The following is a 22,060-nucleotide window of genomic DNA, read 5'->3' as shown; positions in this document are numbered from 1 at the left end:
GCTATGATGTCTAGTCTTTATATTGATCGCAAAGGAACGGAATTAAAACTACAAAATGAAGCTTTGATTTGTTATGAAAATGATGAACGTATTGGTACGATTCCACTAGCCCCAATTGAACGTATTTATATTAAAGGCGATGTGAAATTACAGGCGTCATTGCTTGCAAAATTAGGCGAAAAAAATATTGGCATTATCTGTCTTTCAGGTAGAAAAAATAGCCCAACGTTATTTATGTCTCGACCACATAACGATGCAGCTCGACGTTTAGCTCAATATGCCCTTGCAAGTGATGAATCTTTCTGCTTAACGTTTGCCAAAAAACTTGTTTTGTTGAAATTAGTTACACAAAAAAATTGGATGTGGCAAGCTAGTCATAAACGAATGGATAAAAAATGTTTGCTTTCGGCTCGTGCTGAAGAATTAGATAATTTAATTCAGCGTGTATTTCAGCAATCGACAGTCGCTTCCTTACGGGGAATTGAAGGGCGGGCGGCTGCTGTTTATTTCACCGCATTAAGTATTTATTTACCGTCACATTTAAAATTTGCCGGTAGAAATCGTCGCCCGCCACGTGATCCATTTAATGCCGTTTTATCATTAGCTTATACGCTCTTACATGGCGAAGCTGTGTTGGCTGCTTATGGAGCTGGGCTCGATCCCTATATTGGATTTTTTCACGGATTAGATTTTGGACGCGAGTCATTAGCTTGTGACTTAATCGAGCCATTGCGCCCTTTAGTTGATAATTGGCTGCTTGGTTGTTTTCGTGACCGCATTTTACGTGAAGAATATTTTAGTACCACAAATGAAGGGTGTCTGTTGGGTAAAACAGGACGGGTTCAATTTTATTCTGCCTATGAAAAAGCGGTTATGCTTTGGCGGAAAATGTTGACTGAAAACTGCCGGGCTTTAGCATTGGTGTTAAAGCAAAGTAGTTTAAACATGCTCTTGCCTCAACGACGTAGTAGTGAAACATCCCAACAATTATTGCAACAAAATTGGGAGACCGCACTTGCACCTTACTTTTTTAATCAACGCACTATGTTAGAAAATGTTGAATTTTGTTTTTAATAGGGAGGAGTTGATATGTATTTATTAGGTTATGATGTGAGTGATCCAAAGCGTTTGCAACGAGCATATAAGAAATTATGCCACTATGCGACACCGATTCAGTACAGTATTTTCTTGTTTGAAGGTAACAAGAAACAGCTACAAACTTGTATTGATGAAGTATTAGCACTTATAAATAAAAAAGAAGATGATTTTCGAGTGTACCAGCTTCCAACACAAGGAATTCAATGGCGCTTGGGGAAATCCTTTATGCCAGAGGGAATTTATTGGACAGGATTACCCGCTGGACTCACTTGAGTGATACCGTTATAATATCAACCTGTTGGATCACCAATGAGCGTTGACGGATTATAAATTGACTATTATTTCATCAAAACTTGAACCAGCTCTTTATGGTTCTTTAAAAATTGGGAAATATCAATATAACATATTGATTAAAAAGTTTTTTATTAATGTCTGCTATTCAAATATAAGCCCTGACTAAAAAGGGATTAAGACGCTTCTGACTCGGTGAACCAATGCGACCCTAATTCAAATATAAGCCCTGACTAAAAAGGGATTAAGACCAAAATCCTCCGTATCTTTATAACGGCGACTGTAATATTCAAATATAAGCCCTGACTAAAAAGGGATTAAGACCAAGTCAAAGATTGTCACCAACGCCCTGTAAAAAATTCAAATATAAGCCCTGACTAAAAAGGGATTAAGACGCACTGATGAATTGTTCCCGTGTCGGGTTCATGTATTCAAATATAAGCCCTGACTAAAAAGGGATTAAGACACGACTTCTCCGCCCGCTTGCAGTACCCGTCGGAATTCAAATATAAGCCCTGACTAAAAAGGGATTAAGACAAGTTAAAGGTGTTAGATGTAGGCGAGGAGAATTGGATTCAAATATAAGCCCTGACTAAAAAGGGATTAAGACACACCTTGCTCCCACCAAGGCACAGTGTTATCTGTATTCAAATATAAGCCCTGACTAAAAAGGGATTAAGACAGAACGAGTTGATAATATCTGTGAACTCGGTCAATTCAAATATAAGCCCTGACTAAAAAGGGATTAAGACCCATTGTAATCTACACAGATGCTAAGCATGCTTGAATTCAAATATAAGCCCTGACTAAAAAGGGATTAAGACCTCACAAAGAGGGCAAACTAAACAAAAAGGAGTTGATTCAAATATAAGCCCTGACTAAAAAGGGATTAAGACAGTTCGGATTGAATGGTTTCATGGTTAAATTCTCTATTCAAATATAAGCCCTGACTAAAAAGGGATTAAGTTCTTTGAACGAAGATGTTTCTAACGGAACCAACAATTCAAATAAATTAAGCTTTGATTAGATGGTGCTGACTTAAAGATAATTATAAATAAATAGAATATTAAATAAGCATTATATATATTTATTAAGTTGTATTGACAAACCATCCGTTTCCCCTAAAATAGCGGCTTGAACAGCTGTTTAATTTATCAACACTGTTTTATTGCTAAAAGGAAATATGAGTATGAAGAAGAAAAAACAAGCGCAACCGCATGAAAGTGCGGTGAATAACTTTGTGGCGAAGAATATGGCGAAGTTCACCCGTCATCAGATTCACGAAAAAAGCTACAAAGCGATGAGAAAGCTGAATAAACAAAACCTGAAAAGAGAAAACCTCGATTCAGGTTTTGGCTTTTTAGGCGTGGCGTAATTCCGTTTTTCCTCGTTTTTCTGTTTGAACGCACTTTTTTACCGCACTTTTCTTTTTCCGACTAAAAACACATCGCGGCTCCGGCGGGTTTTTGCTACCATACTGACGAAAAGCCAAACGCAAAATTTTTCGGTTTTTCCAATTTATTATTGTCTCTTTTTTGATTCTTTTTTGATTCTTTTTTATTGATAACTGGAACTTACTATGCAAAATCAATGCTTACTGCAACGTTTTTTTAAACTGCAACAGCACGGCACAACGGTGAAAACCGAAATTATCGCCGGGATCACCACGTTTTTGACGATGGTGTATATCGTGTTTGTCAATCCGTCGATTCTGGGTGTCGCCGGAATGGACAGCCAAAGCGTGTTTATCACCACCGCACTGATTGCGGCGTTCGGCAGTATTTTTATGGGCTTATTCGCCAATTTACCGGTCGCCCTTGCGCCGGCAATGGGCTTGAACGCGTTTTTTGCTTATACCGTGGTGTCGAAACTCGGTCTGTCTTGGCAGGTGGGCATGGGCACGATTTTTTGGGGCGCAGTCGGGCTGTTTTTGCTCACATTGTTCCAAGTGCGGTATTGGTTGATTGCCAGCATTCCGACCGGTTTGCGTGTCGGCATTACCGCCGGGATCGGGCTGTTTATCGCCTTAATGGGTTTCCAAAATTCCGGTATCGTGGTGGCAAGCCCGGCAACCTTAGTGACCTTGGGCAATCTGTATTCTTCACAAGTGTTATTGGCGATTTTGGGCTTCTTTATTATCGTGATTTTGGCGTCGCGTAATATCCATGCCGCGGTGCTGGTGTCGATTGCGGTGGTGACCGCACTTTCGTTGTTATTGGGCAATGTAGAATACCAAGGCATTTTCTCAATGCCGCCGAGCGTGTCGAATGTGGTCGGGCAGGTTGATTTAGCCGGTGCCTTGGATATCGGTTTATTGGGAATCGTGTTTTCATTTATGCTAGTCAACCTGTTCGATTCATCGGGTACGTTATTGGGCGTGACCGAAAAAGCCGGTTTAGCCGACGACAAAGGGCGTTTCCCGAAAATGAAACAAGCGTTGTTTGTCGATAGTATCAGCTCGGTAACCGGGGCGTATATCGGCACATCATCGGTGACGGCGTATATCGAAAGCAGCTCCGGCGTGTCTGTCGGCGGGCGCACCGGCTTAACCGCAATCGTGACCGGGATTTTATTCCTGTTAGTGATCTTCCTGTCGCCATTAGCGGCGTTAGTGCCGTTGTATGCCACCGCCGGGGCGTTGATTTATGTGGGGATTTTGATGTCTTCCAGCCTGATTAAAGTGCGTTGGGACGATTTGACCGAAGCCACGCCGGCGTTTATTACCGCGGCGTTAATGCCGTTTACTTATTCCATCACCGAAGGGATTGCGTTTGGCTTTATCAGCTATTGCGTGATGAAATTATTCACCGGCAAAGCCTCACAAATCTCGATTCCGGTGTGGGTGGTGTCGATTCTGTTCTTGGTGAAAATCATCTTTATTGATAAAGGGATTATGCACTGATTTAATAACACCAGAATGGATATGCACAACCATTTTTGATGATTAAAGTAGGGGCGGATGATATCGCCCACTGACGGGATACGCTATTTTGCCAGCTAGAAGCAGAATAAAGTGCGGTCGGGCGGATATATCATCCGCCCCTACAATAGCGCTAACCTTTGGTTAATTATTCAACGCTGGCGGTGGAATATCCATTGATATTTAAAGGGAACACCGCGCCCATGCAAAAACTCAATCCGATTACTCACCCTCTCAACAGCGTTTCCCTGATTGAAGCCTCTGCTGGCACAGGCAAAACCTACACCATGGTCGCTTTGTATTTGCGCTTATTGCTCAATGCCGGTGAAAACGGCTTAAGCCGTGCCTTAACGGTGGAGCAGATTTTGGTGATGACCTTCACCGAAGCGGCAACGCAAGAGCTGAAAGATCGGATTCGCACTCGGATCGTGGAAGTCAAAGGCTTGTTTAACCAAGTCTTGCAGCAGCAATTAGCCGAACCGCCAAGCCAAGATCCGTTTATTTTAGACCTGTTCCACGCGGTCAAAGCCGATTTGCCAAGTGCGGTGTTGCGCTTGGAACTGGCGCAGCAGGATATGGATACCGCCGCGATTTTCACCATTCACGGTTTCTGTTACCGTATGCTAATGCGCTATGCCTTTGATTCCGGCGTGCATTTTAATTTGGAATTGCAAACGCAAGATGATGATTTGCTGTTGCGCTTTTGCCGAGAGTATTGGCGTGAACAGTTTTATTCGCAAAATTTGGCGATCAGCCGTTTTATCGCGACGCATTTAAAGTCGCCGGAGGAGGTATTAAAACGGATTAAAGCCGATCTCAGCGGCGAAATGCCACAAGTGCGGTCGGATTTTACGCAGGGCGATTTAAACGCTTTTTTGCAACACCATTTGATGGCACATCTTGCTCAAATTGCGCGCTTTAAAGCAGATTGGTTGGCGCAACACGCGGATATTCAAGCCTTAATTTTACAAGCCATGCAACAAAAGCAACTGGACGGACGCAGTTATCAAACGCGCTATATTGAGCCGGCGTTTGAGGCGATCGCACAATGGGCGAACGGTTCAGACAGCAGTTTGCATGAAAAACTCATTCACTATTTTTCACAACAAAAACTGGATCAAAAAAGCAAAGGCGCAGCAGAAATCTCGCACGACCTGTTTCAGCAAGTGGATCAACTGGCGGCAACAGACGAGGCGTTTTTCGCAAAAATGCTGCTTTGGCACTATATCCACGGCGTGCGCGCTAAGATCGCCGCTCACAAGGCGAGCCATAAAGAAATGGGCTTCGGCGATCTGTTGCAACGGCTGAAAACCGCACTTTATGCCGAAAACGGACAGAGTTTGGCGCAGTTGATCCGCCAACAGTTTCCGTTCGCGATGATTGATGAATTTCAAGATACCGATTTAGAGCAGTATCAGATTTTCAAACGGCTGTATCTCGATCAGGCGGACAGTCGTGACAGCGGCATGATTATGATCGGCGATCCGAAACAGTCGATTTATGCTTTCCGTAATGCCGATATTTTCACCTATCTCACCGCTGCCGAACAGGCGCAGCAACGCTTCACCCTTGATACCAATTGGCGTTCCACTCCGCAATTAATTGCCGCCGTGAACAAACTGTTCGCTCATGCCGCAACGCCGTTTATCTATCCTCAAATCCAATTCCAAGCGGTCAATGCCGGTAAAAGTGCGGTGCAATTACATTTGAACGGCGTTCAGCAAAAACCGCTGAATGTTATGTTGAGTGAAGACGATAAGTCCGATATGGCAACGGCGTGCGCCGCCTCGATTCAACAATGGCTGAAAGGCATTGAACAGGGTGAAGTGCGGTTTAGCGATCCGAATTTGACATTAGCGGCAAAGGATTTGGCGGTGCTGGTGCGCAATGTTAATGAGGCGAAACAGGTTAAACAAGCGTTGGCAAATCTCGGCATTCAAAGCGTTTACCTGTCGGATCGTAGCTCGGTGTTAGAAAGCGATTGGGCGCAGGCGATCAGCTATCTGCTGGCGGCGTGTCTGAATCCGCAGCAGGAAAGCACGCTGATGAAAGTGTTGGCGAGCCGCTTGTTCCAATTTAATGCACAGCAGTTAAGCCAATTGCGCCAAGACGAACGGGCGTGGGAGCGTTGGATTCGCGATTTTAGTTATTATCAACGTTTGTGGCAGACGCAGGGCGTGTTGCCGATGATTCATCGCCTGTTGCAACAACAAAAGCTGGTGGCGAAACTGTTGGCAATGCCCGACGGCGAGCGAGCCATCACCGATATTCTGCATTTGGCGGAATTTTTACAACAAGGCGCGAGCCTGAACGAGAACGAACACGCCTTGTTGAGTTGGTTTGAAACGATGATCAACAACCACGATCCCGAAGCGGACGAAGTGCGGTTGCGTTTGGAAAGCGAGCGCAATTTAGTCAAGATCGTCACCATTCATAAATCCAAAGGCTTGGAATATGGCGTGGTGTGGCTGCCGTTTCTCGGCAGTGGTTTTGCCAAGAAAAAAGGCGAATCTCAGCGGCTGCAACGCTATCACGACGGGCAAAATCAACTTTGTTACGATTTGGACGACAGCCACCAACAAGAAAATCTGCAAGAGCGGTTGGCGGAAGAGCTGCGCCTATTATACGTCGCCTTAACCCGCGCCCGTTATCAGTTAAATATCGGTTTCCCTACGAAATTAAATACAAAATCCAATTGGAATGCGCTGGCGTATTTGTTGTCGGATAACGCAATGTTGTTACAAGCGAAAAATAATCTTGAATGGAACACCGCTGCGCAACTCAGCCGTTATTTAGCGGACGACGATTACAGCCTGACCGCACTTTCCGATCTGCAAGCCGATGATTGGCGTGCTGCGGTTGCGCAAGCCGAAACCTTAGAGGCAGCGAATTTTGACGGGCAGATTGAACAAAACTGGACGGTCGGCAGTTTTACCGCCCTTGCCGCCATGCAGCAGCGTAATCAGCAACGCAGGCAAAACCGTCAGCAGCCAAGCGAAAACAGCTTAAAAAGCGAACATTATCACGATAGCGGCGCGGATTATGACAGTGAACATCTGGATTTCAGTTTATGGCTTAATCAGCCGTCGGCGCAGATTGAGCTGAAACAGTGGCAAGGGCAAATACATAATCCGTTTACTTTGCCGCAAGGGGCGAAGGTCGGGAATGTGCTGCACCATTGGCTGCAATATGCCGATTTTAGCCAAGCTCCGTCGGCGGAGGCGCTCCCCGATTTGTGCCGACAGTTGAATTTAGCGGCGGACGAATGGCTTGCGCCGTTACAATACTGGTTACAACAACTGTACCAAACCCCGTTTTTGACAACAGCGCCTTTTGGGAAAACAAAAGTGCGGTTGGCGGATTTGCCTGCTCAGGATTGCCTCAAGGAAATGGCATTTATGATCAGCATGGACGCGCCGCTGAATGTGCCGCAGTTAAACCGTTTATTGCGACAATATCACCCGTTGGCGGCACAACAAGCGCCGTTGCAACTGGATCAAATTCAAGGCATGTTGCGCGGTTTTATTGATTTGGTCTGCCGTGTGAGCGGCAAATATTATCTGATCGACTATAAATCCAATTATTTGGGCGAGGGCTATCAAGCCTATCAGTCGGCGCAACTTGCCAATGTGATCGCCTATCAACGTTATGATTTGCAATATTTGATTTATACCTTGGCACTGCACCGCTATTTGCAACAGCGCGATCCGCACTATGATTATCAGCGTGATTTCGGCGGCGTGTATTATCTGTTTTTACGCGGCATGGACGGCGTAAGCAGCGATAGCGGCGTGTATTTTGATAAACCGGATTGGTCGTTAATCGACGGACTGGATAAACTTTTGGTGGGGGCAGTATGATCACGATTTTGGCGCAACTTAAACAAAACGGCTTGATTAGCCCGCTCGATTACCAGTTCGCCCGTTTAATCGACAATAAACAACAAACCTATGCCTATCCGCAACCGATTGCCAATTTAGCGGTGTTATTGGCGGCGTTATCCAGCTATGCCGCGCAAAACGGCAGCACTTGCCTTGATCCGCAAGATTTCGCTCACGGCGATTTTTTTGATCTCGCCATGCAGCCGGAACAGCGGGCGCACTTATTGCAACTTCGCGGCTTGCTCGGCGATCTTGCGCCGTCAGACTGGCAGCACGTATTACAAGGACATATTGCGTTTTGCGATTCAAACAACGCACAATCTGCGCCGTTACGTTGGGAGAACGGTTTGTTGTATTTGCAACGTAATTGGCGGGACGAACAGCAGATTGTACAGCGTTTATCGCAGCGCGTGGCAATGCATGCCCAATCCCTTGCGCCGCAACAATTAGCCGCGTTTTTAAATTTGTTGTTTACATCTGAAAATGATGAAATCGACTGGCAAAAAATCGCGGTGGCGACCGCACTTCGCCAGCCGTTCAGCCTGATTTCCGGCGGACCGGGCACCGGCAAAACCCGCACCGTGTGCAGTTTATTAGTCGCTTTGCAATGGCAGCGGCAACAATTAGGATTACCGCCGTTGAACATTGCCCTGAGCGCGCCGACCGGCAAAGCGGCGGCACGCTTGAGCGAATCGATTAACCATGCGTTGCAGGCTATGCCAAGTGCGGTTTCCGCCGAATTAAAACGGCAAGTTCCAACGCAAGCGCAAACTCTGCACCGCTTGCTCGGCATGACGCCACGCGCCCCGAACGGACGTTATCAGCCGGACAAACCGTTAGCGCTGGATCTGCTGTTGGTCGATGAAGCCTCGATGGTCGATCTCAATTTGTTTGCGATCTTATTAAATGCGCTGTCGCCGCATACCCGTCTGGTGTTATTGGGCGATAAGGATCAGCTCAGCTCGGTGGAAGCGGGGGCAGTGATGGCGGAATTGTGCCGCTTTTTGCAACAAGGCTACAGCGCAGCACATTGTGATTATCTGTGGTTGGCGACCGGGCAGCGGCTAGAGCCGCAAGTGAACGGCAATCCGATTCGCGATGGGCTGAGCTTTTTGCGCAAAAGCTACCGTTTCCGCGCCGATTCGGGGATTAAAGCCTTAGCCGAAGGCGTAAATCAAGGGCGTGCGCAGAGTTGGGCGGATTTTGCCAATTATACTGATCTGACCTGCTTTGATTATAATCTCGTGCTGCCAAGCTCGGATCATTTACAAGACAATATCTCTCTAGCAAGAAACCGCACTTTAACTGCCGTCAATCTGATTTTGCAGCAAGCAGCAGCGTGGTACGACGACTATTTGCGGCAAGTGCAGACACTGGACGAATTCACCCCCGAAAAAATCGAGGCGGTTTTCAGCGCATTTAATCAAGTGCGCTTGCTCAGTGGCTTGCGCCAAGGGGATTTAGGCGTGGAACAACTCAATCTGGCAATCAGCGAACGGCTGCGGCAACAGGGCAAATTACAGTTCCGCCACGCCCATGAATGGTATCACGGCAAGCCGATTATGGTATCTCACAATGATACCGCCGTGGAGTTATATAACGGCGACATCGGTCTGTTTTTAACCGATAAACACGGCAACAGCCGGGTGTGGTTTGAAAATGGTGAGGGGCAATATCGCGATATTTCCCCAAGCCGCGTACCGCCCCATGAAACCGCCTTTGTGATGACGGTGCACAAATCGCAAGGCTCGGAATTCGCCCATACCGCACTTGTGCTGCCGTTGACGATGAACCCGATTTTAAGCCGCGAACTGATCTACACCGCCGTCACCCGCGCCAAATCGCACTTCACCCTGTTCGGCACGCAACGCATTTGGCAAAGTGCGGTACAGCAACCGATACGGCGCAGGAGCGGGTTGTATTTGGGATTGGAGCAAAAGAGAGAGTTGTAGGAAATAAACCGAGGACTTTACCGCACTTTTGTTTTCCGACAGCGACCTGCGGTCGCAATCGGTTAAGCAGCCTGCGGCTGAGTCAGCCCCTCTGGGGCTGTCAGAGAAACTGCTCATCTGCGCCTAACCGATTGCGGTGAAATGGCTGTCGGGGATTGGTATTTCTCACATACAAAAATCTTCATTTTTTGTGCATATTAAAATAACGTGCACAAGAAATCGGGTTTTGTTGTGCACGTTGTGATAATTTACATAAAAAAATGATGGCGAAAGTCTGTGACTGGTAGATACATAAAGTACTGCTTGAATAAAAATCAAATCAACTCATTTGATATTTTTTCAGCAACATCTGACAATACTCCGGCACAATTTCACTTGCCAAGCCGTAGCGGCTTTGTTGGAAAGCGGTTTTGCCTTTGCTGGGTTCGAGGTTGAGTTCGACGGTGGTGGCGTTAGCGAAGTTGGCTTCCTCGACAAAACCGGCGGCGGGGTAAACATTGCCGCTGGTGCCGATCGAGAGAAAATAGTCGCATTGGTGCAGCGCGCTGTAGATCCGTTCCATTTCAAACGGCATTTCACCGAACCAGACGATATGCGGGCGCAAGCCGCCACCGCACGTTGCGCAATGATCACTTGCGGTTATGTCATTATGCCATTCATAGACCGCCGCACAATGCACACAGCGTACTTTTAACAATTCGCCGTGCAGATGAATCAGGTTTTTGCTACCGGCGCGTTCGTGTAAATTGTCCACATTTTGCGTGATAATTAATACATTTTTACCGAATTTCCGTTCTAATTCGGCAAGGGCGTAATGCGCCGGATTGGGCTGAATGTCGGGCTGTTGTAGTTGTCGGCGGCGTTGGTTATAAAAACGTTGCACCAACTCGGGATTACGGCGAAAACCTTCCGGCGTGGCGACATCTTCAATTCGGTGATCTTCCCACAGTCCATCGCTGGCGCGGAAGGTGCGAATGCCCGATTCGGCGGAAATGCCCGCCCCGGTCAGCACCACAATTTTGGGCGAGTTGTTCGCAGAGAAAGTGCGGTCGGTCATGCTGTTGTCCTTGTCTATTTTTGCTCACGCAACTGGCGCAAAATCCCTTTCATGCCGCTGTCCAATTCTGCGCTCAGGCGTAGGGTTTCGCCGCTTTTCGGGTGTTCAAAGCGAATGGCGTAGGCGTGCAGAAACAGGCGGTTTAAGCCGAGAGCCTGCATTTTTTGATCGAAATCCTGATCGCCGTATTTGCTGTCGAGGGCAATCGGGTGCCCGGCATATTGGGTATGCACCCGAATTTGGTGGGTGCGTCCGGTGATAGGCATGGCTTTAATCAAGGTGGCTTGTTCGCCGTAGCGTTCTTCCACGCTGAAACGGGTTTCCGACGGTTTGCCTTGCTCGCTGACGCGCACAATCCGCTCGCCGCTTGCCAATTCGTTTTTATTCAACGGCGCATTAATCGCCTTGCAATGGGATTGCCACTGTCCGCGCACCAACGCCAGATACTCTTTTTGAATGGTTTTATTGCGCAGTTGTTCGTGCAGATTGCGCAATGCCGAGCGTTTTTTGGCGACCAATAAAATGCCGGAGGTATCGCGATCCAAACGATGAACCAATTCCAAAAAACGGGCTTCCGGGCGCAGGCTGCGCAAGGCTTCGATCACGCCGAAACTCAAACCGCTGCCGCCGTGCACCGCCAAACCGGACGGTTTGTTCAATACCAACAACACCTCGTCTTCAAACAGGATTTGTTGTTCCAGTTGCGCCACTTGCTGCAATTTATTGGAAATCGGCGCTTGTTCTTTGCTCGAGGTTTTCACCGGCGGAATGCGCACAATATCATTGGCTTGCAGTTTATATTCCGCTTTGACCCGCCCTTTGTTCACCCGCACTTCGCCCTTGCGGATAATGCGGTAAATCAGGCTTTTCGGCACGCCTTTCAGTTGGCTTAACAAATAGTTGTCAATCCGCTGTCCGGCTTGATCGGCGTTAATGTTTTGGAGGCGAACGCTGTGGTGAATTTCGTCTTGTGCTTTCATTGTCTTATGGCTGGTTGAGGAGATTTACCGCATATTATAAAGAAAAGTCGCAAGAAAAGCGATTTCGGCGCAAATTTCTCTTATCTTGCCTTGCCAAGTGTGGGGGTAAAATGAAATAATGACTCGTTTTATTATGTCTAACAAAATAGATTTAAAAAGAATTTGCCGCTTGGCGGCATTTAACCGAGCGTTGCCCCGAGCTACTGCCGAAGGCGACAAGTTGAGCGCAACAATTAGTGTAAGACGTTCTCGGGTCTCGGTTTAATTAGGGATAATTTTTGTCCGCTTGCAAGATTGGATGAATAAGCAAATCTTGTTTCTACCGGCGCAGTTATGTTCAATCATTATGCGTTCGGTAATGCCATCAATGCACCTCTGGCAAGAGAGAGTCGTGAGATTGACTGTAGCTGATAGACACGAGGTCGATGGCAAAGCCCAGTACAAATTATCGCTGTAATAATAAGCAAAATAATAGAGTATCACTAACAATGAAAAGAATGTTAATCAATGCAACTCAAAAAGAAGAGTTGCGCGTCGCGCTGGTTGATGGACAGCGTTTGTTCGACTTGGATATCGAAAGCCCGGGGCACGAACAGAAAAAAGCCAACATTTACAAAGGGAAAATCACGCGCGTTGAGCCAAGTCTGGAAGCCGCATTTGTGGATTACGGCACGGATCGCCACGGTTTCCTGCCGCTGAAAGAGATCGCGCGCGAGTACTTTCCCGAAGGTTACACCTTCCAAGGTCGCCCGAATATCCGTGATGTGCTGCAAGAAGGACAAGAAGTGATTGTCCAAGTCAGCAAAGAGGAGCGCGGTAATAAAGGCGCAGCCTTAACCACCTTTATTTCCCTTGCCGGCAGCTATTTGGTGATTATGCCGAATAATCCGCGCGCCGGCGGTATTTCGCGCCGTATTGAGGGCGACGAACGCCAAGAGCTGAAAGATGCCTTGAGTTCGTTAGACGTGCCGGACGGTGTCGGTTTAATCGTACGCACGGCAGGGGTCGGCAAATCGCCGGAAGAGTTGCAATGGGATTTAAAAGTGCTGTTGCACCATTGGGAAGCGATTAAACAAGCCTCCGAATCCCGTGCCGCGCCGTTTTTGATTCATCAGGAAAGTGATGTGATCGTGCGCGCGATCCGCGATTACTTGCGCCGTGATATCGGCGAGATTCTGATCGACAACGCCAAAGTGTACGAAAAAGCCAAAGCGCATATCAAACTGGTGCGCCCTGACTTTATCAACCGGATTAAACTGTATCAAGGCGAAGTGCCGCTGTTCAGCCATTATCAAATCGAATCGCAAATCGAATCCGCGTTCCAACGCGAAGTGCGCTTGCCGTCCGGCGGCTCGATTGTGATCGACGTGACCGAAGCCTTGACCGCAATCGACATTAACTCGGCACGTGCCACACGCGGCGGCGACATCGAAGAAACCGCACTTAACACCAACTTGGAAGCGGCGGACGAGATCGCACGCCAGTTACGTTTGCGCGATTTGGGCGGTTTGATCGTGATCGACTTTATCGATATGACCCCGATCCGTCACCAACGCGAAGTGGAAAACCGTATGCGTGACGCGGTGCGCCAAGATCGTGCGCGCATTCAAATCAGCCGCATTTCCCGTTTCGGTTTATTGGAAATGTCGCGCCAGCGGTTAAGCCCGTCGCTGGGCGAATCGTCGCACCACATCTGCCCGCGCTGTCAAGGCACCGGCAAGGTGCGTGATAACGAATCGCTGTCGTTGTCGATTTTGCGCTTGTTGGAAGAAGAAGCGTTAAAAGACAATACCTCGCGCGTACACACGATTGTGCCGGTGGAAATCGCCTCTTACTTGCTGAATGAAAAACGCAAAGCGATTTACAGCATTGAAAAACGCCACGATGTTGAAATCGTGGTTGTGCCGAACGAGCAAATGGAAACCCCGCATTTCTCGGTGTTCCGTCTGCGCGACGGCGAAGCGAGCAACACCTTGAGCTACAACTTGGGCAAATATTACTCGCAAGAGGAAGAAAATCTATCCTTGGCTGCGGAAGAGAGCCTGCTGACCCGTCAGCCGGATACCGCTGCCGTGACCGTGGAATCGGTGCTGGAAAAAGCCGCCGCCGGTGAATTGAACATGCCGGCTTCTGCGCCAACACCAAGTGCGGTTGCGCCGCAGGTGGTTGAAACTACAGCGAAAGTCTCGCTGTTCAGCCGTATTATCAGCAAGCTGAAAGGCTTATTCAGCGCCGACAGCAGCGAAGCGGAACAGCAACCGAGCCAAGAGCGCAATAACCAACGCCGTCGTAATAATGATCGCCGTGGTAATCAAAACCGTAATCGTCGTCGCAATGATCGTAACAGTGATCGTAACGAGCGTGGTAATGAGCGCAGCGAACAACGCAACGCCAAAGCCGACAACAAGCGAAGTGCGGTTGAGGACGTAAGAACGGAAAGCGAGAGCGAAAACCGCACTAACCGTAATGATAGCCGCAACGAACGCAATAACAACAAACGTAACCGCAAACGCAATGAGGTCGCGGTAAACGAAGTCGAATTGCAAGAAAACAGCACGGTTCAAACGGTTGAAAGCCAAGATACGCCACCGGTTGCGGTGCGCCGTGAACGTCGTAATCTGCGTAAAAAAGTGCGTTTAAACCAAAACGAAAGTGCGGTTGCGCAATTCGCGGAAGACTCACCGGCTGAAAGCGAAGCGGTGACCGAGTTTGCCGCGCCGGTTGGGCAAAGTGCGGTTCAAGCCATTCAAGCGGTTGAAGCGATTGAAACAAAGGAAACGGATAACCAAAGCGAAAGCAAAGAAGACAGCCGTCAGCGCAATTCGCGCCGTCGCCGTCTGCCGCGCCATTTGCGCACCGGCAATCAGCGCCGACGCCGTCAAAATCAAGATGAAACTGCGTCGCCAATGCCGTTGTTTGCCGCCGTTGCCTCGCCTGAATTGGCGAGCGGTAAAGTCTGGATCGATCCGCAAACCTTGGTTAAAACAACCGAAGCCGAAGAAAGCAATACTCCGTTTGTGCCGGTGGAACAATTGTTAGAACAGCAACAAGCGGAAGGACGGCCGGCTAAAGCGGATAATACGGCTGAAGTTGAAATTGAAAAGACCGATAGTCTGAGCACGCCGGCGGTGTCGTTGGTGATGGACAGTGAGAAAAGCGTACAGCCGTTAGGTTTTATCACGCAACAAGCCAACGAGTCGGTAGAGAAGAAAATTCAGGCGTCGCTAGCGGTATTGGAGCGTGAACAGCAGCTGAATCAGGCAGAAGCGGAATCCGAGCCCGTGCCAAGTGCGGTACACCCTGAATTTACAACGCGGGTAGAAGAACCGCAGCAGAACCTGAAAACGGAAGAGCTGCAAGTTGCTAGCGTGGCGCCAGAGGCGGTTGTCGCCGCACAAACGCCACAAGCGGCTGAAAATCGCTTCGGCACCTATTCCAAAGCAACACATACCCGCGCGGCAATGACTCAAGCGCCGTCCGCGGCGGCACAGCCGCCATTTGCGATTGTGCAATGGCAGGAATCGCGTTACCACTTCCACGGGAAAGGCGCGGCAGGACACAGCAGCGCCAGCAGCCACGTGTTCGCAGAACCGACGCATACTCACAGTAGCTGATGAGCAAAGTAGGGCGGATTATCTATCCGCCCCTATATTTTTCATAAAGCTCGAGTATTTTAAGCCGTGTAGATAACTTCAAACCGCACTTGATCACTTGATAAGTGCGGTTTTTTATTGCGTAATAAAACAAACTTTTACGCCGGCAGTAAAAAAGCGCACAATCATTTGCTATAATGCCGACTTATATTCGCCGATGATAAGGATAAAAGGATCAACAATGGCAAACGCAAGTGCGGCATTTCCCGAAAAAGACAAACCGAGAGCAAAGCAAAGCGAACAGGGCATGACGTCGCCCCATTCGATTGAGGCGGAACAAGCGGTGCTTGGCGGAGTGTTGCTGAGTAATGAGCATTGGGATCCGGTTACCGAACACGTGATTGCCGCCGATTTTTATACTTACGGACATCGCCTGATTTTCAGTGAAATGGAAAATTTGGCGCGCAACAACCAACCGATTGATATTATCACCCTCGATCAAGCCTTGAAAAGCAAAGGCATTCTAGACGATGTCGGCGGGTTTGCCTATCTTGCCGAGCTGTCGAAAAACACTCCGAGCGCCGCCAATATTTTAGCTTATGCCGATATTGTGCGTGAAAAAGCGGTGCTGCGCGAGCTGATTTCCACGGCACATAAAATTGCCGAAAGCGGCTATAACCCGAACGGGCAGCAAATCAAAGAGATTTTGGACGAAGCGGAACGGAGCGTGTTTGAAATTGCGGAAAAACGTACCGGCAGCAACGAGGGTCCGAAAGACGTGTTGACGATTTTGGAAACCACGCTGGATAAAATCGAGCTGTTGTCCAAATCGAAAAACAACAACGGCGTGACCGGCGTTTCCACCGGCTTTTCCGCCTTAGATCGCAAAACCGCGGGTTTGCAGCCGTCGGATCTGATTATCGTTGCCGCCCGTCCGTCGATGGGGAAAACCACCTTTGCCATGAACTTGTGCGAAAATGCGATGATGAGCGAAGACAAGCCGGTGTTGGTGTTCAGTCTTGAGATGCCCGCCGATCAAATTATGATGCGTATTCTTGCCTCGATGTCACGTGTCGATCAAACCAAAATCCGTACCGGCAAAATTGACGATGAAAACGAATGGGCGAAAATTAACAGTACGGTGCAGATGTTCAGCAATAAACCGAATCTGTTTATTGACGACTCCTCCGGCTTGACCCCGACCGAATTGCGCGCCCGCGCACGCCGGGTGTATCGCGATCACGGCGGTATCAGCCTGATTATGGTCGACTACCTGCAACTGATGCGTGCGCCGGGTTACAGTGAAAACCGCACGTTGGAGATTGCCGAAATTTCCCGTTCCCTGAAAGCGTTAGCGAAAGAGTTGCAAGTGCCGGTGGTGGCGTTGTCGCAACTTAACCGTAGCTTGGAACAGCGTGCGGACAAACGTCCGGTCAATTCGGATTTGCGGGAGTCGGGATCTATCGAGCAGGATGCGGATTTAATCATGTTTATCTATCGTGATGAGGTCTATCACGACAATAGCGAATTGAAGAATATCGCCGAAATTATTATCGGTAAACAACGGAACGGGCCGATCGGCAAAGTGCGGTTGATGTTCCAAGGGCGCTTCTCACGCTTTGATAATTACACCGGGCCGGAATATAACGAAGAAGATTAAGATGAACAATAGGATTAAAACCGCCACCGCCACCGTTTGCTTAGCCGCGTTGCGTCACAATTTGCAGCGGGTAAAACAGCTTGCGCAAAACAGTAAGATTATGGCAATCGTCAAAGCCAATGCCTACGGGCACGGTATGGAGAGGGTGGCAAGTGCGGTCGTAAATCAAGTCGACGGTTACGGTGTGGCACGTTTGAGCGAAGCGTTGGCATTGCGTGCGCAAGGGATCAGTAAACCGATTTTATTATTGGAAGGCTTTTTCAATCCTGCAGATATTGCGTTGTTGGCCGAATATGATTTGCAAACGGTGATCCACGGCGAATATCAATTGGAAGCGCTGGAAAGTGCGATGTTGCCCGAGGCGTTATCAGACAAAAAGATAAAAGTTTGGATCAAAATCGACAGTGGCATGCACCGTTTAGGCGTAGCCTTAACGCAGGTTGACTCGATACACCAACGCTTGCAAGCCTGTCATCATGTGCAGCCGGATATTGGTTTTGTCAGCCATTTCAGCCGTGCCGAAGAGTTGGCGTGCGGTTACAGCGAAATTCAGTTGCACCGCTTTCGACAAGCATGCGCTGGCAAAGGCGGAGAGCGCAGTTTGGCGGCTTCGAACGGGATTTTATATTGGCAAGAGTCGCATTTTGACTGGGTGCGTCCGGGGATTATTTTATACGGTATTTCGCCGAACGATACGATTTTAGCCGGCGAATATGGCTTGCAACCGGCGATGACCTTGAGTTCCTCTCTGATTGCGGTGCGCGAACACGCCGCCGGTGAGCCGGTCGGTTACGGCGGAAAGTGGATCAGCCGAAAAGCGACCAAAATCGGGGTGATTGCGTTAGGTTATGGCGACGGCTATCCGCGCGACGTGCCGCCGAATACGCCGGTGTTGCTTAACGGCAAACGTGTGCCGATTGTCGGCAAGGTCTCAATGGATATGATCACCGTCGATTTGGGGGCGGATAGTTGTGCGCAAGTGGGGGATGAAGTGATTTTTTGGGGAAAAGATTCACAAGGTAATGTGCTGCCGATTGAAGAGGTGGCACGGCATATCGGCGTAATCAGTTATGAACTGGTCACCAAGATAACGCCAAGAGTCATAATGGAATATCGATAGCAACAGAATATTAATTAACTAACGAGGTATCAAATGCAAAATATCAATCCGACAACAACCGCCGCTTGGCAAGCATTGGAAGCGCATAAACAACAGCAACAAGATGTAACGATTGCGCAACTGTTCGCGCAAGAAAAGAACCGTTTCGCCGACTATTCTCTGCTTTTTAACGATGAGATGTTGGTCGATTTTTCTAAAAATCCAATCAATCAAGACACGCTGAAGCTGTTGCGTCAACTAGCCGACGAATGCGCCTTGCCGCAAGCGATCGAAGCGATGTTCGGCGGTGAGAAAATCAACCGCACCGAAAACCGCGCCGTGCTGCATACCGCACTTCGCAATCGCAGCAACACGCCGGTTATCGTCGACGGCAGCGATGTGATGCCGGAAGTGAATGCGGTGTTGGCGAAAATGCAAGATTTTTGCAATCGCGTGATTAGTGGCGAATGGAAAGGTTATACCGGCAAAGCGATTACCGATGTGATTAATATCGGTATCGGCGGCTCGGATTTAGGGCCGTATATGGTGACCGAAGCCTTGCGTCCGTATAAAAACCACTTGAATATGCACTTTGTTTCCAATGTAGACGGCACGCATATCGCCGAAACCCTGAAAAAAGTCAATCCGGAAACCACCTTGGTGCTGGTCGCCTCCAAAACCTTCACCACCCAAGAAACCATGACCAACGCCTTGTCGGCACGCGATTGGTTCTTGGCAACGGCGCAAGATGAAAAACACGTTGCCAAACACTTTGCCGCGTTGTCCACCAACGGCAAGGCGGTGGCGGAATTTGGTATCGACACTGCCAATATGTTTGAGTTTTGGGATTGGGTCGGCGGTCGCTATTCGCTGTGGTCGGCGATCGGCTTGTCGATTGCGCTGTCTATCGGCTTTGATAATTTTGAACAACTGTTAAGCGGCGCGCACGCGATGGATAACCATTTCCGCCATACCGCACTTGAACACAATATTCCGGCAACCTTGGCGTTGGTCGGCATTTGGAACAGCAATTTCTTAGGTGCGGAATCGGAAGCGATCCTGCCGTACGATCAATATCTGCACCGTTTCGCCGCCTATTTCCAACAAGGCAATATGGAATCGAACGGCAAATTTGTGGCGCGCAACGGCGAGAAAGTCAGCTATCAAACCGGCCCGATTATCTGGGGCGAACCGGGCACCAACGGACAACATGCGTTTTACCAACTGATTCACCAAGGCACGCAACGCATTCCGTGCGACTTCATCGCCCCGGCGCAGAGCCACAATCCGCTGGCGGATCACCATGCCAAGCTGTTATCCAACTTCTTCGCGCAAACCGAAGCGTTGGCGTTCGGCAAAAGCCAAGCCGTGGTGGAACAAGAGTTTTTGGACGCCGGCAAAACACTGGACGATGTGGCGCATATCGTGCCGTTCAAAGTGTTTGAAGGCAACCGCCCGACCAACTCGATTTTATTACAAAAAATCACCCCGTTCAGCTTGGGCGCACTGATTGCAATGTATGAACACAAAATTTTCGTACAGGGCGTGATCTTCAATATTTTCAGCTTCGACCAATGGGGCGTGGAACTGGGCAAACAACTTGCCAACCGCATTTTGCCGGAACTGGAAAACGACGCGACCATCAGTTCCCACGACAGCTCGACCAACGGTTTAATCAACCGATTTAAAGCGTGGCGCTAAACCGCACTTTGGTTTGATTGATGGAAAACGGCTACTTCGTTAGCCGTTTTTTTTGTCTACTACGCCGCCGAATATTCGGTAAAAAATACCGCACTTGCTTTTATTTTTCAGCAAAGTGCGGTATCGCTTGAATCAAAATGAAGAAATCAAAACCAATTTATTTCTTTTCGCCAATCGGCAATACGCTTCTGCCGTAGGATTCGTTAATCACTTCCGCGGCCGCCAAGTAGAAGGCGCAAAGTGCGGTGATCAAACCTAAGTAACCGCCGAGATTGACAATGGCGTGGCTGCCGCTGGCGTCGCCGATGGCTAAGGCGTAGAAGGTTAAGGTCAGGAAGAAGAAAATCGCTTGCAACGCGCGCGGTTTCGGCAGGGTGGCGATAAACATCATCAGAGTGAATGTGCCCCATGCGGCTAAATACCAAGCGACGAACGTTGCCGGCGTTTCGCCTTTGAAGAACGCAACGAACAAGCCCCAAGACCACCAAAATGCGCCATAGCTGATGAACGCGGTGAAGCCGAAGGTGTTGCCTTTTTTGAATTCCATAATGCCGGCGATTGCTTGTGCCGTACCGCCGAAAGCAAATGCCATCGCGATCACTAAGCCGAGTGAACTCGTGTCAAAAAAGCCGCCGTTGATTAAGCACAGCAGCCAAGTGGTTAAAGCAAAGCCGCATAAGCCGAGCGGCCCCGGATTGGCATAGTTATTGGTCGTATTAGACATAAAAGTTCCTTAAATAGAGATAAATAATGTCGTTTGAAAACGGGGCTAGTATGAATGATTTTGTCGTTAAAATAAATACTCCGCGCCCCGAGATATTGGCAATTTTTAATCTTTTGCCGTAAATCCGTTGATAAAAATCCCGACAATGACGATAAGCAGTCCAAGGAATGCCAGCCCGCTCGGCATTGGGTCGTTTAACAGCAGTACGCCGCCGAGCAGGGTGAACAAAATTTCTCCGGCTTGGGTGGCTTCGATCACGGCAAGTTGTTTTACATTATGTTTGACTAAATCGGTGGCTTTGAAAAACAGTAAGGTGGCGATCACGCCGGAAAACAGGGCGACTAAAAACGATTGTCCCAATTGCCCATTTGATGGCAACCCGCTCTTTGCCAAGGCGATCAGCATGCTCAACGCCCAAAACGGCATGGAACAGAGAACCATGCCGTACACTCGCTGCTGGGTGCTGAGTTTATCGCCGACCAACGCCATCATTTTGCGGTTGCCGAGCGGGTAGGCAAAAGCCGCAATCAGGATTAGACATAAAGGATAAAGGCTGTCGCTGATGGAAAAGGTACGCAAATTGTCGAGTTGCAATAGCAGGATACCCAATACAATCACACAGGAAAAAAACAGGTTTTTATGCGGAATGGCTTGCCCGAATAACGGCGTCAGCAAAATGCCGGCGATAATCGTGATTTGCCATGAACTGGCGACCAACCACGAGGAAGCATAGTCTGCCGACAGCGTAAGCGGCAGGTAAAACAGCCCGAAGCCGACACTTGACCATAGCAGCCACGGTTTTGGTGCACGCTGAATTTCGCGGTAAACCGCACTTTTGTTGTTGCGCGCGCCTAACAGCAGATACAACATCGGCAGCATAAAGACGAAACGTAAGGCGGCTGACCACCAGGCGTCGCCACCCGACAACGCCATACTGCGGTTTAAGACAAAGGTGGCGGCAAAAAAGAGGGACGAGAGCAACCCGAGTAGAATGGCTTTATTCATTTAAGATATCGAATAGTTACTAAAGATCAGTCAATTGCGTTAGTGTAACGCAAAATTTAAACGGAATCGCTATATAAAATATAATATAGCGATACTTCA

Annotated in this window: 14 protein-coding genes and 1 CRISPR repeat array; of the genes, 10 read left to right on the top strand and 4 right to left on the bottom strand. The window is 48.6% G+C overall.

What is annotated here, in order from left to right:
• The first annotated feature begins 3 nt into the window (after positions 1–3).
• From cas1 to recD, 6 genes are all read left to right on the top strand, one after another.
• On the top strand, positions 4–1,074 hold the full coding sequence (gene cas1 / locus ACWA50_RS12350) for a CRISPR-associated endonuclease Cas1 (RefSeq protein ID WP_431052963.1): 1,071 nt from the start codon (positions 4–6) through the stop codon (positions 1,072–1,074).
• A gap of 15 nt (positions 1,075–1,089) precedes the next feature.
• The gene (cas2, locus tag ACWA50_RS12345; protein WP_431052961.1) at positions 1,090–1,371 is read left to right on the top strand and encodes a CRISPR-associated endonuclease Cas2; all 282 of its coding nucleotides are present in this window, start codon (positions 1,090–1,092) and stop codon (positions 1,369–1,371) included.
• Positions 1,372–1,535: 164 nt separating this feature from the next.
• Positions 1,536–2,357: direct repeats of the CRISPR family, unit length 37 nt; unit sequence ATTCAAATATAAGCCCTGACTAAAAAGGGATTAAGAC.
• A gap of 221 nt (positions 2,358–2,578) precedes the next feature.
• Positions 2,579–2,764: a hypothetical protein gene (locus ACWA50_RS12340; RefSeq protein WP_431052959.1), complete on the top strand. Its 186-nt coding sequence runs from the start codon at positions 2,579–2,581 to the stop codon at positions 2,762–2,764.
• Between the two features lie 204 nt (positions 2,765–2,968).
• Positions 2,969–4,291, top strand: a complete 1,323-nt coding sequence (locus ACWA50_RS12335) for an NCS2 family permease (protein ID WP_431052957.1) — start codon at positions 2,969–2,971, stop codon at positions 4,289–4,291.
• Positions 4,292–4,512: 221 nt separating this feature from the next.
• Positions 4,513–8,169, top strand: coding sequence for an exodeoxyribonuclease V subunit beta (gene recB / locus ACWA50_RS12330; protein ID WP_431052955.1), 3,657 nt, complete (start codon positions 4,513–4,515; stop codon positions 8,167–8,169).
• The gene (gene recD, locus ACWA50_RS12325) at positions 8,166–10,142 is read left to right on the top strand and encodes an exodeoxyribonuclease V subunit alpha (protein ID WP_431052953.1); all 1,977 of its coding nucleotides are present in this window, start codon (positions 8,166–8,168) and stop codon (positions 10,140–10,142) included. Before recB ends, recD begins: the two co-directional genes overlap by 4 nt.
• A 319-nt stretch (positions 10,143–10,461) precedes the next feature.
• Here the strand turns inward: recD and cobB are convergent, their stop codons facing one another.
• Positions 10,462–11,199 carry a Sir2 family NAD+-dependent deacetylase gene (gene cobB / locus ACWA50_RS12320; RefSeq protein ID WP_431052951.1) on the bottom strand — a complete coding sequence of 246 codons (738 nt, stop codon included), beginning with the start codon at positions 11,197–11,199 and terminating at the stop codon, positions 10,462–10,464.
• 14 nt (positions 11,200–11,213) lie between these two features.
• Positions 11,214–12,179 (bottom strand): 23S rRNA pseudouridine(955/2504/2580) synthase RluC, encoded by a 966-nt coding sequence (gene rluC, locus ACWA50_RS12315; RefSeq protein WP_431052949.1) that lies wholly within the window; start codon positions 12,177–12,179, stop codon positions 11,214–11,216.
• Between the two features lie 488 nt (positions 12,180–12,667).
• Between rluC and rne the strand changes: the two genes are divergently transcribed.
• From rne to pgi, 4 genes are all read left to right on the top strand, one after another.
• Positions 12,668–15,793, top strand: a complete 3,126-nt coding sequence (gene rne, locus ACWA50_RS12310; RefSeq protein WP_431052947.1) for a ribonuclease E — start codon at positions 12,668–12,670, stop codon at positions 15,791–15,793.
• Positions 15,794–16,079: 286 nt separating this feature from the next.
• A complete protein-coding gene (locus tag ACWA50_RS12305) occupies positions 16,080–17,432 on the top strand; it encodes a replicative DNA helicase (RefSeq protein WP_449343135.1) in 1,353 nt (450 codons plus the stop codon).
• A 1-nt stretch (position 17,433) separates the two neighbouring features.
• Positions 17,434–18,552 (top strand): alanine racemase, encoded by a 1,119-nt coding sequence (gene alr / locus ACWA50_RS12300; protein ID WP_431052943.1) that lies wholly within the window; start codon positions 17,434–17,436, stop codon positions 18,550–18,552.
• Between the two features lie 33 nt (positions 18,553–18,585).
• The gene (gene pgi, locus ACWA50_RS12295) at positions 18,586–20,232 is read left to right on the top strand and encodes a glucose-6-phosphate isomerase (protein ID WP_431052941.1); all 1,647 of its coding nucleotides are present in this window, start codon (positions 18,586–18,588) and stop codon (positions 20,230–20,232) included.
• Positions 20,233–20,389: 157 nt separating this feature from the next.
• On the opposite strand, the gene ACWA50_RS12290 is transcribed toward pgi, so the two are convergent.
• Both ACWA50_RS12290 and ACWA50_RS12285 read right to left on the bottom strand, forming a co-directional pair.
• Positions 20,390–20,956 carry an acetate uptake transporter gene (locus tag ACWA50_RS12290; protein WP_431052939.1) on the bottom strand — a complete coding sequence of 189 codons (567 nt, stop codon included), beginning with the start codon at positions 20,954–20,956 and terminating at the stop codon, positions 20,390–20,392.
• Positions 20,957–21,061: 105 nt separating this feature from the next.
• Positions 21,062–21,961, bottom strand: coding sequence for a DMT family transporter (locus ACWA50_RS12285; RefSeq protein ID WP_431052937.1), 900 nt, complete (start codon positions 21,959–21,961; stop codon positions 21,062–21,064).
• Positions 21,962–22,060: the final 99 nt, after the last annotated feature.

The organism is Testudinibacter sp. P17/SS/0325 (assembly GCF_053570765.1).
The sequence above is the reverse complement of the archived record's forward strand: the minus strand, read 5'-3'. Positions and strand labels throughout refer to the sequence as shown.

Bases quoted from the DNA above. Each gene is read 5' to 3' on its own strand.
- cas1 (WP_431052963.1), top strand. From the start codon at position 4: ATGATGTCTAGTCTTTATATTGATCGCAAAGGAACGGAATTAAAACTA.
- cas2 (WP_431052961.1), top strand. From the start codon at position 1,090: ATGTATTTATTAGGTTATGATGTGAGTGATCCAAAGCGTTTGCAACGA.
- ACWA50_RS12340 (WP_431052959.1), top strand. From the start codon at position 2,579: ATGAAGAAGAAAAAACAAGCGCAACCGCATGAAAGTGCGGTGAATAAC.
- ACWA50_RS12335 (WP_431052957.1), top strand. From the start codon at position 2,969: ATGCAAAATCAATGCTTACTGCAACGTTTTTTTAAACTGCAACAGCAC.
- recB (WP_431052955.1), top strand. From the start codon at position 4,513: ATGCAAAAACTCAATCCGATTACTCACCCTCTCAACAGCGTTTCCCTG.
- recD (WP_431052953.1), top strand. From the start codon at position 8,166: ATGATCACGATTTTGGCGCAACTTAAACAAAACGGCTTGATTAGCCCG.
- cobB (WP_431052951.1), bottom strand. From the start codon at position 11,199: ATGACCGACCGCACTTTCTCTGCGAACAACTCGCCCAAAATTGTGGTG.
- rluC (WP_431052949.1), bottom strand. From the start codon at position 12,179: ATGAAAGCACAAGACGAAATTCACCACAGCGTTCGCCTCCAAAACATT.
- rne (WP_431052947.1), top strand. From the start codon at position 12,668: ATGAAAAGAATGTTAATCAATGCAACTCAAAAAGAAGAGTTGCGCGTC.
- ACWA50_RS12305 (WP_449343135.1), top strand. From the start codon at position 16,080: ATGACGTCGCCCCATTCGATTGAGGCGGAACAAGCGGTGCTTGGCGGA.
- alr (WP_431052943.1), top strand. From the start codon at position 17,434: ATGAACAATAGGATTAAAACCGCCACCGCCACCGTTTGCTTAGCCGCG.
- pgi (WP_431052941.1), top strand. From the start codon at position 18,586: ATGCAAAATATCAATCCGACAACAACCGCCGCTTGGCAAGCATTGGAA.
- ACWA50_RS12290 (WP_431052939.1), bottom strand. From the start codon at position 20,956: ATGTCTAATACGACCAATAACTATGCCAATCCGGGGCCGCTCGGCTTA.
- ACWA50_RS12285 (WP_431052937.1), bottom strand. From the start codon at position 21,961: ATGAATAAAGCCATTCTACTCGGGTTGCTCTCGTCCCTCTTTTTTGCC.